Genomic DNA, 15,245 nt, shown 5'->3' with positions numbered 1-15,245 from the left:
GGGCCCGCGGGTCAGGATGCCGGCTCGGCCGGCGGCGCGTCGGGGAGGGGGGCGTCGGCTGGGATGAACCACGGCTTGATGCTGACGCCGCGCCGCAGCGAATACATGTAGAACACCGGCAGCCGGTCCGGGAACAGGCTGCGGAACTGGCTGCCATTGAAGGTGGTGAAGATGGCGCGCGGGAAGGCGAGCTCGACCACCCGCTTCTCGCGCATGTTCATGCGGTAGTATTTCTCGGCGCCGTCGGCGGCGCCGCCTTCGCCGTGGTACCATTTCTCGGCACAGACGCGCAGCTTCTCCAGCGTGTCCTCGGGCACCGCCTCGTCGAGGTCGCCGTCGCACTCGACCATGCCGACCGCCGCCATCAGATGGCTCAGCCGGCAGGCGTCGAAGCCGCGCGCCGCCGCCGCCGCCGCCACGGCCTGGAAATAGCGCTCGCAGGCGTCCTTGGCGTAGCCGTTCAGCTCGGCATGCGTGTCGGTGAAGATCAGCCGGAACGTCGCGCCATGCCGGTAGACCTCGTCGACGCGCCGCGTGAGATCCTTCAGATGATCGAGGCAGGCGGTGTCCGGCTTCGCCAGCGAATGCCGCGGACCCTTGCCCCAGTACATCAGGAACTGGATCGGCAGATCGTGGTGCACGAGATCGCCGATCAGGTTCAGGATCGCCGGCTTATTGTCCGGCTGCTCCCGCTTGAACGACCAGGTGTTGAACGCCTGCAGGATCTTCTCGGGCGCCGGCCGCTGGTGCAATTGCTCGCGCTTGGCGCCACCCTTGCCGGGCGCCTTCAGGTGCGGGCGGGTCGCCTCCAGTTCGCCCGGGCGGCGCGCAACCCCGGCGCCCGGCAGGCCGCCGGCCGGCGCGCGCGCCGGCGCCCAGCCGCCCCCGGCATGCCCGGACGGCATGTGAGCGCCGCTGGAATGCGCGTGCGGCCCATGCGAGTTCGAACCATGCGAGTTGGAACCATGCCCGCCAGAGACATGCCCGCCCAACGCATGGCCACCTGAAACGTGCCCCGGGGCGTGTGGTCCCGAAGCGGGCCCGCTCGGCGCGTGTGCGCCCGATGCAAGACCGACCGATGCAAGACCGGCCGGTGCGATCGCATGTGCCGACGATGTCTCGTGCTTTGCCAAGGTGGCCCCCCGCCCGTGTTCGCACTCGATTAAGGCCGGCACCTCAAATAGGGTCAACAACTGGTTAAAGAAAACAATAAAATTCGAAATATTATGGTTAATACATTATGAATATTTTGCGGCAGCGTGGGCGGCAATTGTAACCTTATAGCGAAATATACAACTATATCGAGATAAGGCGGATATGATTATGGCGCTGCGATGTTCCGTCTGATTGGCGTCAGATGGCCGGCGACCGCGTCCGAGGTCGCCGCCAAGTCGCAATCAAGCCCCAACCAAGTCGCCGGAAGTCCCAACCAAGTCGCCGTCGGTCTACGTCCGGGGACGGCGGGTGAGGCCGGCCAAGGCGCGCGTCTCGATCGCGATGCGGGCCGGAGGTGTCGCGGCCGGGCTGCGGCCGGCTGCTCGGATCGCAGTCAATTCATTTATAATTACTTCAAATGTACAAGTAGGCAAAAATTTCCTACAACAAATGGGAAGGAAATGCCTAGCGAACGCCAATAAATTTGCGAGTCCGCGCGTCAATACGCTTGAATTCACCTTGAAGATAGTCCAAATATTGTACGTTGAACGGACGAGGCCGCGTCGGCGTGGAGGTTGGTGATGGCGAACGCATCGGTCTTGACGGCGCCGGTCGCGGACGTTGCGACGCTCCAGCCGGACGTTGCGACGCTTCAGCCGGACGCTGCGACGCTTCAGCCGGGCGCTGCGGCGCTGCAGCCTGACGCTCCTGGCGCGGCGCGGCGTCCCGCCAGTCCGGCGGCCTCAAGCGCCGCCAGCGACGACGAGCTTCTGCAGCGCATCGGCGAGAGCGACGAGACGGCGTTCGCGCTGCTGGTGCGCCGCCACATCGACCGCGCCTACGCGCTGGCGCTGCGCATCCTCGACAATCCGGCCGACGCCGAGGACGTGGTGCAGGATGTGCTGCTGAAGGTGTGGACCCATCGCGGCCGCTGGGAGGGCGGCCGGGCCAAGTTCTCGACCTGGCTCTACCGGGTGGTGACCAACCGCTGCATCGACCTGCGCCGCCAGCCGCGCAACCAGGATCTGGAGACCGCGCCGGAAGTGCCGGACGGCGCGCCGGGCGCCGAGAGCCAGCTCCACCGCACCGAGGTGGTGAATGCGCTCGAAGGCGCCATGGGCCAGCTGCCCGACCACCAGCGGGTGGTGCTGATCCTCTCCTACCACGAGAACCTGTCCAACGCCGAGATCGCCGAGGTGATGCAGACCACGGTGTCGGCGGTGGAATCGCTGCTCAAGCGCGGCCGCCAGCAGCTTCGCAAGCTGTTGCGCAGCCAGGAGCGCTCGATCCGCCAGTCATTAACCGCGGACTAACCACGCGCAAGCATGGCCGCGGTCCGGTCCGCCAGTTTGGGGGGCGGGCTTTCGTTGAACCTGTAGACGCCACCGGGACACAGACCCGATCGCGTCGCCGCCGCCGGCAGAAGCCGGAGGCCTCGTTCAACAGAAAGGTTGACACCAATGCCCGTTATTTCGACCAACACCGCCGCCAACTCGGCCGTCCGCTACCTGAACGTCAACGCGGCCGACCAGTCGAGCTCGCTGTCGAAGATCGCGTCCGGGTCGCGTATCACCAAGGCGTCGGACGACGCCGCCGGCCTCGCCATCTCGACCCGCATCAACTCGGACGTCGTGGCGCTCGAGCAGGCGGCCACCAACGCCTCGCACGCCATGTCGATGCTGCAGACCGCCGACGGCGGCGCGGCCCGCATCTCCGACATCCTGATGCGCATGAAGGCGCTGGTCACGCAGTCGGCCTCGGCCACCGTCACCGACACGGAGCGTGCCTATATCGGGGCGGAGTACGACGCGCTGGTGCTCGAAATCGGCTCGGTCGCGACCGGCACCCGCTACAACGGCCAGTCGCTGCTCACTGGCTCCTTCACCGCCGCCGACGTGTTCGTCGGCTCGGATGCGGCCGATGTGATCGAGCTGTCGTTCACCGATATTGACGCTGCCGCCCTCGGCGTCGCCGCGGCCGGTGCCACGACCCAGGCCGCTGCCGAAACCGCGATTGCCGGCGTGACCACCGCGATCAGCACCGTGTCGGCCGCGCGTGCCAATATCGGTGCCCTGCAGTCCCGGTTCGACTTCCAGAGCGAAACGATTGCGACGTCGATCGAAAACCTCGATGCGGCCAGTTCGGCGATCGCCGACGTCGACATCGCGGCCGAGCAGGCCAAGCTGTCGTCGTCCGAGGTGAAGGTGCAGGCGGCCGTTGCCGCCGCGGCGTCGGCGAACTCCATGCCGCAGGCGCTGCTGAAGCTGCTCGGCTGATCACGCTCCCGGACGGCGGCGGGCCCGGCCCGCCGCCGTTTCTCCAAAATGGATGACTCGCCATGGCCAGCGTCTCCGGCACCGGTTCCTCGACCTCGACGAGCTACACCAGTTCGGCATTGAACTCGGACTGGAGCGCGCTGATCGAGGACGCCGTCGCGGCCAAGCTGTCGGCCGCCGACAGCATCGAGACCCGGATCACCAAGACCGAGACCAAGGTCGCCGCCTATCAGGAATTGCAGTCGCTGCTCTCGTCCATCTCGTCCGCCGCTTATGGCTTGAGCGCGCCTTCCGGCTACCTCGCCAAGGCCGATGATGTGTTCAACAATCGCAGCGCCTATCTGTCGACCGATGGCAGCTACGACACCAGCGATGTTCTGGGCGTCAGCATTGATAGTGGCACCGAGCTTGGCACCTACGATATCGAGGTAACCCAGATTGCCACCGCCCATAAGGTGGCGAGCAGTGCCCAGACGAGCAAGAGCGCCGATCTCGGCTACAACGGCGTCTTCAGCCTGGCCGTCGATGGCGGCACTGCCGTCGAGATCGATGTCACCGCGACGATGAATCTCAGCGAGTTGGCCGCAGCGATCAACACCGTCTCCAGCCAGAGCGGCGTCAAGGCCACGGTGCTGAAGGTGTCCGACTCCTCCTACAAGCTGGTGCTGACCGCGACCGAAACCGGCAAGGAGATCACGGCAACGGCCGTGTCCGGCGACGATGTGCTGAACGGCCTCGGCGTCACCAGCGGTACCGGCACCTTCGCCAATGTGCTGCAGCAGGCCAAGGACGCCATCCTCACGATCGACGGCGTGCAGATCACCCGCGATTCGAACGAGATCAGCGACGCGCTCGATGGCGTGACATTCTATCTCTACGCCACCACGGCGACGGACACCTCGGTGACGGTGGAGGTCGGGGCCGACCTCAATTCGGTTGCCGACTCGGTCCAGGAACTGGTCGACGCCTACAATGCTTATCGCGATTTCGTCATCGCCCAGCAGGCGACGAGCGCCTCCGGCGGCGCTGCCGACAGCGCCGTGCTGTTTGGCGACAGTACGCTGCGTTCGGTCAACTCCGATGTGATGAATGCGCTCAACACCGTGATCGACCAGAATACGATGGCGCTTCTCGGCTTCAGCTTCGACGCCACCAACCATCTCGTACTTGACAGCGGCAAGCTGCAGGATGCGCTGCTGGAAAATCTGGAAAAGGTCAAGTCGCTTCTGACCTTTCAATTCACCTCTTCGTCGGACGACCTGACCGTGCTGCGGCGCGGCACCTCGGCGCCGACTGCGTTCACACTCGATATCACCACGGACGGTGCCGGCACCATCATCTCGGCTTCAGTCGGTGGCGACAACTCGCTGTTCACGGTCAGCGGCAACAGCATCATTGGGGCTGCAGGCACCGCCTATGAGGGCTTCACCTTCGTCTTCATCGGCAACGCATCCGAATCGATCAATGTGACGTTGAGCTACGGCCTAGCCGACCGGCTCCATAACGCCGCAAACAAGGCGAGCGACACCTCCTCGGGCTCGATCCAGACGGTGGTCGATAACCTGAATGAAAAGATTAGCGACTATGAGTCGGACGTCGCGACCATTGAGGATCGGGCAGAAGCTCTGCGCGAGCGCCTGACCGCCCGATACGCGAAATATCAGGCCGCGATGGCCAAGGCCGAATCGACCCTCGCTTATCTCAAGGCAATGCTTGATGCTGCAAACAGCAATGATTGACGCCAAGGCACAGCAATCGGCCCCCTCGGCCGTCGCCGTCTCGGCAGCCTATCGCAGCGCCGCCGTCACCGTGGCGCCGACCACCGCCATCGTCATGGCGCTCGACCGCGTGCTGCTCAACCTCAAGCGCACGATCGCCGCAACCGAGGCGAAGCGCTTCGAAGAGGCGTTCAATCTCACCTCGCATTCGACGCAGATCCTGCGCGGCCTCGCTCATCATATCGACGTCGCCAAGGGCGGCGCGATGGCCGAACGGCTGCAGAAGACCTACCACGCCAACATCATGGCGATGCTGCTGGCGATGGGCAAGCCCGACGCCATCCGCCGCTATCAGAAGCTGGCCGAAGGCCTGACTGAGTTGCGCGACGCCTGGGCGCAGATCGCCAAGATTCCGCCGCTCGCTGCCCGCCCAAGCGCCAGCGCGAATGCCGGCACCGAGACGCCGGCCTCGTCGGCGGCCTGACCCGAAGGCGGGCGGATTGGCCCGACCCTCGCCGCCGCCACGCCGTCATGGCCGGGCTTGACCCGGCCATCTCGATGCCGTGATCGCCCCGCCGGCCGCCTGTTGGTCCGGCACCGTCCGCGTCAGCATCGTGACAATCCCATCGAGATCGCCGGGCCAGGCCCGGCGATGACCAAAAGTTGGGACCAAGCCCGGCGATGACGACAGCGCGCGCATGTCTTGTCGGCGCGCTTCTGTCTTGCGCGCCTGCGCATCGCGCGCGCCTGCCGTGCGGAAAGTGCGCCCGGAATTTCGGGCAGCATCGTTAAATCTCCAGATCGTCCCATTCGTGCAGAAGCCGAGAGCGATCCTGCCCGCCCGCGCCGGGCGGCGGGACATTGGTCGAGATTCGTCATGACATCCGTTTCTTCGATTTCATCGTCGTCAGCCTATACGTCGAGCACGAGCGCCAGCTCCAGTTCGACCGATCTGGACATGTCGGACTTCCTCACGCTGATGTGCGTGCAGCTCCAGAACCAGAACCCGCTGAGCCCGACCGATCCGAACGAGTATATGAACCAGCTCGTGTCCTATGCGAGCCTCGGCGAGCAGACGCAGATCAACGAGCAGCTCGGCAATGTGACCACCGCGCTGGCGAGCCTGCTGGCGGCGAACGCCGTGGGCTATGTCGGCCACACCGTGGAAGCCGTCGGCAAGACCAACGCGCTGGCCGACGGCCAGGCGACCTGGAACTACACGCTTGCCTCGGACGCCTCCAAGGTCGCCATCAAGATCACCGACGAGAGCGGCAAGACCGTCTACACCACGACCGGCGAGACCGCGGCGGGCGAGCACAGCTTCGTCTGGAACGGCAAGACCACGTCCGGCAGCACGGCGCCGGATGGCGCCTACACCATCTCCATCACCGCCACCGATGCCGCCGGCAATGCGATCGACGCCACGACCAACGTGATCGGCACCGTCACCGGCGTCGACAGTTCAAGCGGCACCGTGATGCTGCAGATCGGCGATGCCGAGGTCGCCTTCGCGAACGTCATCGCCATCAAGTCCTGAGGAGCAGTGTTCCATGAGTCTCTCCGGCGCCCTCAATTCGTCGGTCTCCGCGCTCAAGGCCCAGAGCACGGCGATCGCCACCGTCTCGGACAACCTCGCCAATTCCAGCACCTACGGCTACAAGACCACCGTCGCCAGCTTCGAAAGCCTGGTCACCGGCGCCTCGTCCTCGTCCTATTCGTCCGGCGGCGTGCTCAGCAACACGCGCTCCAATATCAGCGCCCAGGGCCAGCTCACCCGCACCAGCAGCACCACGGACCTCGCGATCGAGGGCAACGGCTTCCTCACGGTCACCGGCACGGCGGGCTCGAACGAAAAGTTCTACACCCGCAACGGCGAGTTCTCGAAGGACAACAACGGCTATCTCGTCAATAACGGCTATTTTCTGATGGGCTGGCGCACCGATGCCGACGGCAATGTCATCGGCGCGCCCACCGCCGGCAATCTCGAGAGCATCGACACCAACGTCATCACCAGCTGCGCCGCGCCCACCACCGAGGTGTCGATGAGCGCCAACCTGCCGGCCAATGCGGCGGTGGGCGACACGTTCGAGACCACGCTGGAGATCTACGACTCGCTCGGCACCTCGGCGCTGGTCTCCATCACCTGGGAGAAGACCGGCATCGGCACCTGGGAGGCGACCTTCTCCGACCCTGTGCTGTCGTCGGACGGCACCACGGTGGTCGGCACCTCGATGGCAACGCCGATCGCAATCACCTTCAACAGCGACGGCTCGATCGCCTCGGCCGCGCCGACCACGCTCTCCATCACCGGCTGGACCACAGGCGCCGCCAACAGCGCGATCAGCCTGGATCTCGGCGATCCCGGCAGCTTCAGCGGTCTCACCCAGCAGTCGGTGGACGGCACCATCAAGGTCGATCTCGGCACAATCGAGAAGGACGGTCTGTCCTACGGCTCGTTGAGCGGAATCTCGATCGAGGACGGTATCGTCTACGCCTCCTACAGCAATGGCGCGGTGCGCTCGATCTATCAGATCGCGGTGGCCACCTTCACCAATGCCAACGGCCTGCAGGCGGAAAGCGGCGGCCTCTACCGCGAGAGCGGGTCGTCCGGTTCGGCGACCATGCAGCTCTCGGGCAGCGGCGGCGCCGGGACGGTCAATGGCTCGACGCTCGAAGCCTCGAAGACCGACACCTCCGAGGAGTTCAGCGTGATGATCTCGGCGCAGCAGGCCTATTCCGCCTCCGCGCAGGTGATCAGCACCGTCAGCACCATGTACGACACGCTGATTTCGGCGATGAGGTGATCCGATGCTGCCGGGATGCCGAACCAGCGCGCAGTCTGACGACGAGCCTCTGCTGCGCCGGGCGAAGCGGCTTATCGCCGAGGCGCAGCGGATCGGCGCGTCGTCGTCCACAGGCCAGCCCTACCGCGCCGAGCTCGTGGCGTCGCTGGCGGCGGAGCTGGCCGACGTCTACCGCGCCATGGGCGAGGAGTGCGAGGCGATCAAGGCGCAGCTGGATGCCGCCGTGCGCCAGAAGGCCGCCGTCACCGCCTATGGCCAAATCGCCCAGACCCTGAACATGAACCGCAAGCGGACCTGATCCAACCCGCGAGAGTGCCATGATGGACAACACGCCCCGAATGCCGGGCAGCCAAGTCTTCGACAAGGATGCCGCCAACATCGATGCGTCCGACATCGACGCCGCCGTCGCCGAGGCGATCGAGCTGATCGACCGGCTGGTCGAGGTGCTGACCGAGGAGAACAAGATCCTCGGCCGTGGCTTCCCGGCCTCGCTGATCGGCTCGACCGCGCGCAAGAGCGAGCTGGGCGGGGCGTTCGAGCAGTGGGTCGCCGCGGTGCGTACGCGCCACATCGACCTGACCGCGGCCGACGAACGGCTGCGCGAGGCCATGGTCGCCCGCTCGCGCGTGCTCAACACCGCCGTCGGCGAGAACGTCGAGCGGCTGCAGGCGGCGCTCGACGCAAGTCACCGCCGGCTCGATGCGGTGATGCGGGCGATCCGCGAGGACATGACGCAGAACGCGCCCTACGACGCCAAGGGCCAGGTTCGCATCGCGCCCGCCGCGTCGCCGTCGCTGCGTGCGCCGCTGAACGTTTGACCCGGAGCCCCCGTCATGTCCTTCTCGGTGATCCGCAACATTGCCACCAGCTCGCTGATGGCAACCTCGGTCCAGGTGTCGCTGACCTCCTCGAACATCGCCAATGCGGACGTCGAAGGCTATACGCGCAAGATCGCGACGCAGGTGGCGACCTCGACCGCCGGCGTCGGCGCGGGCACGACGATCACCGGCATCACCAGCAAGGTCGACAAGTACCTGGTCAAGGCCCTGGTCGAATCGATCTCGGTGCTCGGCGCCGCCGAGACCAAGGCGAATTACGCCGATCGCCTGCAGAGCCTGTTCGGACAGACCTTCGGCGGTGACGAGACCGGGACGGGGACGTCGCTGGGCAACACGCTGGCATCGCTGGAGACCGCGCTCACCAATCTCGCCGCCACCCCGGAGGGCGAGAGCCTGCAGGCGGCGGTGGTCGATCAGTTCGAGGCGGCCGCCATCCAGTTGCGCGAGACCTCGCGCAGCGTCCAGGATCTGCGGGCGGAGGCCGACGGCTCGATCGAGGCCGTGATCTCCGACGTCAACGCCGCGCTTGAGGAGATCTCCTCGCTCAACAAGCAGATCATCGCCGCGCAGGCGCGCGGCGACTCCACGGCGGACCTGGACGACCGGCGCAACACCGCGCTGCAGACCGTCGCCGACAAGATGAACGTGTCCTACTTCACCAATTCGGCGGGGGTGATGTACGTCTATTCGGCGTCGGGCAGTCCGCTGGTCGACAGCTCCGCCCACCAGCTCTCCTACGAGTCGGTCGGTGCCGTCACCTCGTCGACGGTCTTCAACGCCATCACCGTCGATGGCAAGGACATCACCGCCTCGATCACCAGCGGCGAGATCGGCGCGCTGATCGAGCAGCGCGACAATCTCCTGCCGGCCGTCCAGGATGAGCTTGACGAGCTCGCCGCCAAGCTGATCGGCGCGATCAATGCCGTGCACAATCAGGGCACATCGCTGCCGCCGTCGTCGACCCTCACCGGCACGAAGGTGGTGGATGCGGCCGATGCGCTGTCGGCGACCGGCACGGTGCGCATCGCGGTGGTCAACGAGGATGGCACGCTGGCGTCCTATTCCGACCTCGATCTGACCGCCTATGCGACGGTCGGCGACCTGGCGTCCGCCATCGACGGACTTGCCGGCGTGTCGGCCCATTTCGATGCCTCCGGCCACCTGGTGGTCGGCGCGGATGCCTCCGGCACCGGCATCGCGATCAATGAGATGACCAGCGCCGTGGGCGCGGGCGGGCAGGGGATGTCGAGCTTCTTCGGGCTCAACGACCTGCTGACCGGAACCAACGCCACCGACATCAATGTCCGCGCCGACCTGCTGGCGACGCCGGGCCTGCTGTCGAGCTCGCAGCTCTCCGGCGCGGCGACGCTGACGGTCGGCAGCCAGGTGGTGACCAGCGGCAACGCCACGATCGCCAACGGGCTCTACGACACGCTCACCGATACGCACGCCTTCTCCGCCGCCGGCCGGCTGGGCAGCACCTCGACCTCGTTCTCGAGCTACGCGGCGGATATCATTTCGGACGTCGCGGCGATCTCGCAGGGCGCGGAGACCGGCCACAAGACGGCGGAAGGCGCGCAATCCACCCTGGCCGATTCGCTAGCCTCGCAGGCTGGCGTCAATATCGACGAGGAGACGGCGCGGCTGAGCGAGCTCGAAGACCTCTACAGCGTCGCGACGCAGATCATCGCCGCGCTGAACGACATGTTCGACGCGCTGCTGCAGGCGGCGCGGACGGCCTAGAGCGCTATCCGATCTGACTGCACCGGATCGGACGCTCTACGTTTCTGGTTTGTCGCATTTTCTTTCGCAAAACCGGTATCCACGTTTGCGGAATAAAATGCTCTAGAGCAGCCGCCGGTCGGACTGACCGGTCGGACGCTCCAGTTTCTTGAGTTGTGGCAGTCTCTTTCGCAAGGCCGGCATCCACGGTTGCGGAGAGTGTCTAGGGAGGACGCCCCATGTCGATGCGTGTTGCAACCTTCAACACCTCCACCCGGATGCTGGCGACCACCTTGGGCACGCAGGCACGCCTGGCCGAGCTGCAGATGCAGCAGGCGACCGGCAAGATCTCGACCGACTATGGCGGACTTGGCTCGTCGGCGGGCCGGCTGGTCAATGTCGAGGTCTCGAAGGCGCGCGCCGAGGCGTTCGCCAAGGCCGCGTCGCTCAGCGGCGACCGCGTCGAGGTGATGTATGACGCCTGCGGCGCGATCGTCGACGTGCTCACCGAGCTGCGCGCCAAGATCTCGCAGGCCACCGGCACGCTCGATGCGACCAGCGGCGAGGCGATCAACGCCGTGGCTTCGGAGCTGATGGAGGAAGCGGCCTCGCTGATGAACACCCAGTTCGAGGGGCGCTATCTGTTCGCCGGCAGCCGTGTCGACACCAAGCCGGTCGACCTGACGGCGCTGGCGGCGCAGTCGACCGCGCCGACCACCGCCGACACGTCCTACTACAATGGCGACGATGCGATCACCTCGGTGCGGGTGTCCAACGACGACGTCATCGAGTATGGCGTCACCGCCGCCGATCCGGCGTTCGAGAAGACGCTGCGGGTGTTCAATCTGGTTGCCAACATGGCGGTCTCGCCGCTCGATACGGCGGCATTGACCGAGGCGTCCTCCCTGGTGCTGGAGGCGCTCGATTCCATGACGACGGTACAGACCATGCTGTCGCTCGATGCGCGCGCCCTGGAGCGTGCCGAGCAGAACCAGCTCGATTATGTCGACTATGCCGAGGCGATGGCGAGCAGCCTCGGCGAGGTGGACATCGCCGCGGTGGCGGCCAGCGTGTCGACCTACGAGGCCCAGCTCCAGGCCTCCTATTCGGCGATCTCGAAGATCCAGAATCTGCGGCTGGTCGACTTCCTGCGCTGAGCGGCCTTCACAAGTCGTCCCGACGCGCTCCGCCGTCGCGTCATCATGGGCGCGTCTCTCCGTCCCGGGCGCGTCTCCGCCGCCGCCCGCACGTCATCCCGGACGGCGCGCAGCGCCGAGCCGGGATCGCTTTCAGAACAAGCTCATCATCCTGCTGACGGTCCCGGCTCGCGCGCCTTGCGGCGCTTGGCCGGGACGACGAGTGTGCGAGCCTGCTGACGGTCCCGGGTCGCGCAGCCAAGGCTGCTTGCCCGGGACGACAGCCTTTCCCTGCGCGCATCCCCCGCACGTCATCCCGGACGGCGCGCAGCGCCGAGCCGGGATCGTTGTCAGAACAAGCTCGCCACTCTCGATCCGCTCCTCAATCCGCCGGGCCGTTCGGCGCGGGTGCGGCCGGCACCGGCACCGCCGGCTCGGCCTCGGGCTTTGCCGTACCGGGCGCCGGGATCTCCACCTTCGGCCGCGCGCCCGGGCGCAGCTTCTCGCGGATCGCCTGGAAGAACACATAGAGCGGCGGGATGACGAAGATGCCGACGAAGGAGGCCAGGATCATGCCGCCGAACACCGGCGTGCCGACATGGCGGCGCGCCAGTTCCGAGGCGCCGGTGGCCACCACCAGCGGGTAGAGGCCGAGGATGAAGGCGAACGACGTCATCATCACCGGGCGGAACCGCAGGCGCGCGCCCTCGGTTGCGGCGTGCAGCAGCGGCAGGCCGCGCTCGCGCTGCTCCTTGGCGAACTCGACGATCAGGATGCCGTTCTTGGCGGCGAGGCCGATCAGCACGACCATGCCGATCTGGCCGTAGAGGTCGAGCGTCAGCCCGCCCATCACGATGGCCAGGAACGAGCCGAAGATGCCGACCGCCACCGACAGCAGCACCGGCACCGGGATCGTCCAGCTTTCATAGAGCGCCACCAGGAACAGGAAGGCGAACAGCACGGCGAAGCCGAGAATGATGCCGGTCTTGCCCTCGGCGCGCTTCTCCTGGAAGGCGGTGTCGGTCCACTCGCCGGCGAAGCCGGCGGGCAGCGTCTTGGCCGCCACCTGCTCCATGGCGGCGAGCGCCTGGCCGGAGGAGACGCCCGGCGCCGGCGCGCCCTGCACGGTGACGGCGCGGCGGTTGTTGTAGCGGATCAGCGACGGCGGCCCGACGATGAGGCGCACCTCGGCGAGGCTGCGCATCGGGATCATCTTGCCTTCATTGTTGCGGATGTTGATCCGGAAGATGTCGTCGATCTTGACGCGGTCGCTCGCCTCGCCCTGCACCTGCACCTGCCACGTGCGGCCGAACAGGTTCATGTCGTTGACGTAGTAGCCGCCGAGCGTCGCCTGCAGCGCCTGGAACACGTCGGAGAGCTGGACGCCCAGCACCTGCACCTTGTCGCGGTCGATATCGAGATAGATCGACGGGTTGGTGGCCGAGAACGTGCTGAACACCCGCGACAGGTTGGGATCCTGGTTGGCTGCGATCAGCAGGCCGCGCAGCACCTGCGCCAGCACCTTGGGATCGCCGGCCTGCAGATCCTCCAGCACATAGGCGAAGCCGCCGCCGGTGCCCAGGCCGATGATCGGCGGCGGCGCCAGCGTCACCACAGTGCCGCCCTGGATCTGGCGGAACTTCGGGGCGAGCCGCGCCATGATGGCGGATGCGGTCTGGTCATCGCCGGCGCGATCGTCGAACGATTTGAGCGTCACGACGATGAACGCGGCGTTCGACTGCGAATAGTTGTCGATGAAGTTGAGGCCGACCACCGAGGTGAAGTCGGCGACCGCGGTCTCCGCGCGCAGCATGGTCTCGGCCTGCCGCACCACCTCGGAGGTGCGCGACACCGAGGCGCCGCCCGGCATCTGCACCACCACGAAGAAGGCGCCCTGGTCGTCCTCCGGCAGGAAGCCGGTGGGCGTCATCTTGGACAGGCCGACCGTACCGATCCCCGCCGCCGCCACCGCGACGATGCCGACGATCGAGATGCGCACCAGCCGCGCCGCAGCCGTGCCGTAGGCATCGCGCACGCGGTCGATCGAGCGCATCACCCAGCCGATCGGCCCGCGCCGCGGCCCATGGTGGCGACGCAGCAGCATGGCGCACAGCGCGGGGGAGAGCGTCAGCGCGTTGATCGCCGACAGGAACATCGCCACCGCGACGGTGACCGCGAACTGGCGGAACAATTCACCCGAAATGCCGGGGATGAAGGCGACAGGTACGAACACCGACAGCAGCACCAGCGTGATGGCGATGATCGGCGCGGTGATCTCCGTCATCGCCTTCTTGGTGGCCTCGGCGGGCGTGAGGTCGGGATGCTCCTCCATCACCCGCTCGACATTCTCCACCACCACGATGGCGTCGTCGACCACGATGCCGATCGCCAGCACGACGGCCAAGAGCGACACCGAGTTCGCCGAATAGCCGATGGCATTGAGCACGATGAACGCGCCGATCAGGCTCACCGGCACGGCGATGGTGGGGATCAGCGTGGCGCGCAGGCTTCCCAGGAACAGGAACACCACCAGCACCACCAGCACGAAGGCCTCGACGAGCGTCTTCTGCACCTCGTGGATGGTGGCCTTGACGAAGGTGGTGGGATCGTAGGTGATCTTCCAGGTCAGATCCTCGGGGAAGCGCTTTTCGAGATCGCCGAGCAGGGTGCGCACCGCGGCGAGCGTGGAGAGCGCATTGGCGCCCGGCGTCTGGTAGATGGCGATCGCCGCCGCCGGGGCGCCGTTCAGGCTGGTGTCGCGGTCGAGATTGGCGGCGCCGAGCTCGACGCGGGCGATGTCGCGCAATCGCAGCACCGACCCGTCGGGATTGGTGCGGATCACGATGTTCTCGAACTCTTCCACCGAGGCGAGCCGCCCCTTGGTCTGGATGTTGAGCTGGAGCTGCTGGTCGTTCGAGATCGGGCGCGCGCCGATGCGGCCGACGGCGGCCTGCACGTTCTGCGACTGGATGGCGTTGATGACGTCGCCGGTGGTCAGGTTGAGCCCGGTGAGCCGGTCGGTCTCCACCCAGGCGCGCATGGCATAGTCCTGCGGACCCCACAGCGTGGCGTCGCCGACGCCCGGCGTGCTCTTGATCTGGTCGAGCAGGTTGATGGTGACGTAGTTCGAGATGAACAGCGGGTCGTAGGTCTGCTTGGGCGAGGACACCGCCACCACGCCGAGCAGCGCCGAGGACTTCTTCTTGACGGTGACGCCCTGGCGCTGCACGTCCTGCGGCAGCTTGGACAGCGCGACCTGAACGCGGTTGTTGACGTTCACCGCGTTGATGTCGGGATCGGTGCCGAGCTCGAACGACACCAGCAGCGTATAGCTGCCGTCGTCGCCGCTGACGCTCTTCATGTAGATCATCTTGTCGACGCCGATCACCTGCGCCTCGATCGGCTGGGCGACGGTGGCTTCGACCACGGCGGCGGACGCACCCGGATAGCTGGTGGTGACCGACACCTGCGGCGGGACGATATCCGGATATTGCGCGAACGGGATCGCGGCGAGCGACAGCAGGCCCGCAATGGTGGTGACGATGGCGATGACGATGGCGAAGCGCGGCCGGTCGACGAAGATGGCGGAGAGCAT

General features: G+C 66.4%; 12 protein-coding genes. 10 read left to right on the top strand and 2 right to left on the bottom strand.

The features are described from left to right. Nucleotides 1-11: 11 nt before the first annotated feature. Nucleotides 12-905: a hypothetical protein gene (locus tag F1193_RS05215; RefSeq protein WP_150096614.1), complete on the bottom strand. Its 894-nt coding sequence runs from the start codon at nucleotides 903-905 to the stop codon at nucleotides 12-14. A gap of 831 nt (nucleotides 906-1,736) precedes the next feature. Between F1193_RS05215 and F1193_RS05210 the strand changes: the two genes are divergently transcribed. The 10 genes from F1193_RS05210 (at nucleotide 1,737) to F1193_RS05165 (ending at nucleotide 11,671) form a co-directional block, all read left to right on the top strand. Beyond that, nucleotides 1,737-2,468 (top strand): RNA polymerase sigma factor, encoded by a 732-nt coding sequence (locus F1193_RS05210; RefSeq protein ID WP_150096613.1) that lies wholly within the window; start codon nucleotides 1,737-1,739, stop codon nucleotides 2,466-2,468. A 147-nt stretch (nucleotides 2,469-2,615) separates the two neighbouring features. Next, nucleotides 2,616-3,431 (top strand): flagellin, encoded by an 816-nt coding sequence (locus tag F1193_RS05205; RefSeq protein WP_150096612.1) that lies wholly within the window; start codon nucleotides 2,616-2,618, stop codon nucleotides 3,429-3,431. A 62-nt stretch (nucleotides 3,432-3,493) separates the two neighbouring features. Beyond that, nucleotides 3,494-5,170: a flagellar filament capping protein FliD gene (gene fliD, locus F1193_RS05200; protein WP_150096611.1), complete on the top strand. Its 1,677-nt coding sequence runs from the start codon at nucleotides 3,494-3,496 to the stop codon at nucleotides 5,168-5,170. Further along, nucleotides 5,163-5,633, top strand: a complete 471-nt coding sequence (locus F1193_RS05195) for a flagellar export chaperone FliS (protein ID WP_150096610.1) — start codon at nucleotides 5,163-5,165, stop codon at nucleotides 5,631-5,633. Before fliD ends, F1193_RS05195 begins: the two co-directional genes overlap by 8 nt. 393 nt (nucleotides 5,634-6,026) lie before the next feature. Beyond that, entirely contained in the window at nucleotides 6,027-6,686 is a 660-nt protein-coding gene (locus F1193_RS05190; protein WP_150096609.1) for a flagellar hook assembly protein FlgD, read from the top strand. Nucleotides 6,687-6,699: 13 nt separating this feature from the next. After that, nucleotides 6,700-7,953 carry a flagellar hook protein FlgE gene (gene flgE, locus F1193_RS05185; RefSeq protein ID WP_150096608.1) on the top strand — a complete coding sequence of 418 codons (1,254 nt, stop codon included), beginning with the start codon at nucleotides 6,700-6,702 and terminating at the stop codon, nucleotides 7,951-7,953. Nucleotides 7,954-7,957: 4 nt separating this feature from the next. Beyond that, nucleotides 7,958-8,251 carry a hypothetical protein gene (locus F1193_RS05180; protein WP_150096607.1) on the top strand — a complete coding sequence of 98 codons (294 nt, stop codon included), beginning with the start codon at nucleotides 7,958-7,960 and terminating at the stop codon, nucleotides 8,249-8,251. A gap of 19 nt (nucleotides 8,252-8,270) precedes the next feature. Further along, nucleotides 8,271-8,771: a flagellar protein FlgN gene (locus tag F1193_RS05175; protein WP_170263385.1), complete on the top strand. Its 501-nt coding sequence runs from the start codon at nucleotides 8,271-8,273 to the stop codon at nucleotides 8,769-8,771. A gap of 15 nt (nucleotides 8,772-8,786) precedes the next feature. Beyond that, entirely contained in the window at nucleotides 8,787-10,535 is a 1,749-nt protein-coding gene (flgK, locus tag F1193_RS05170) for a flagellar hook-associated protein FlgK (RefSeq protein WP_150096605.1), read from the top strand. 218 nt (nucleotides 10,536-10,753) lie between these two features. Then, entirely contained in the window at nucleotides 10,754-11,671 is a 918-nt protein-coding gene (locus F1193_RS05165; RefSeq protein WP_150096604.1) for a flagellin, read from the top strand. A 361-nt stretch (nucleotides 11,672-12,032) separates the two neighbouring features. Here the strand turns inward: F1193_RS05165 and F1193_RS05160 are convergent, their stop codons facing one another. Next, on the bottom strand, nucleotides 12,033-15,245 hold the full coding sequence (locus F1193_RS05160; RefSeq protein ID WP_150096603.1) for an efflux RND transporter permease subunit: 3,213 nt from the start codon (nucleotides 15,243-15,245) through the stop codon (nucleotides 12,033-12,035).

The organism is Blastochloris sulfoviridis (assembly GCF_008630065.1).
Lineage (GTDB): Bacteria > Pseudomonadota > Alphaproteobacteria > Rhizobiales > Xanthobacteraceae > Blastochloris > Blastochloris sulfoviridis.
Note: the sequence above shows the minus strand (reverse complement) of the source record. Positions and strands in the feature narration are given on the sequence as shown.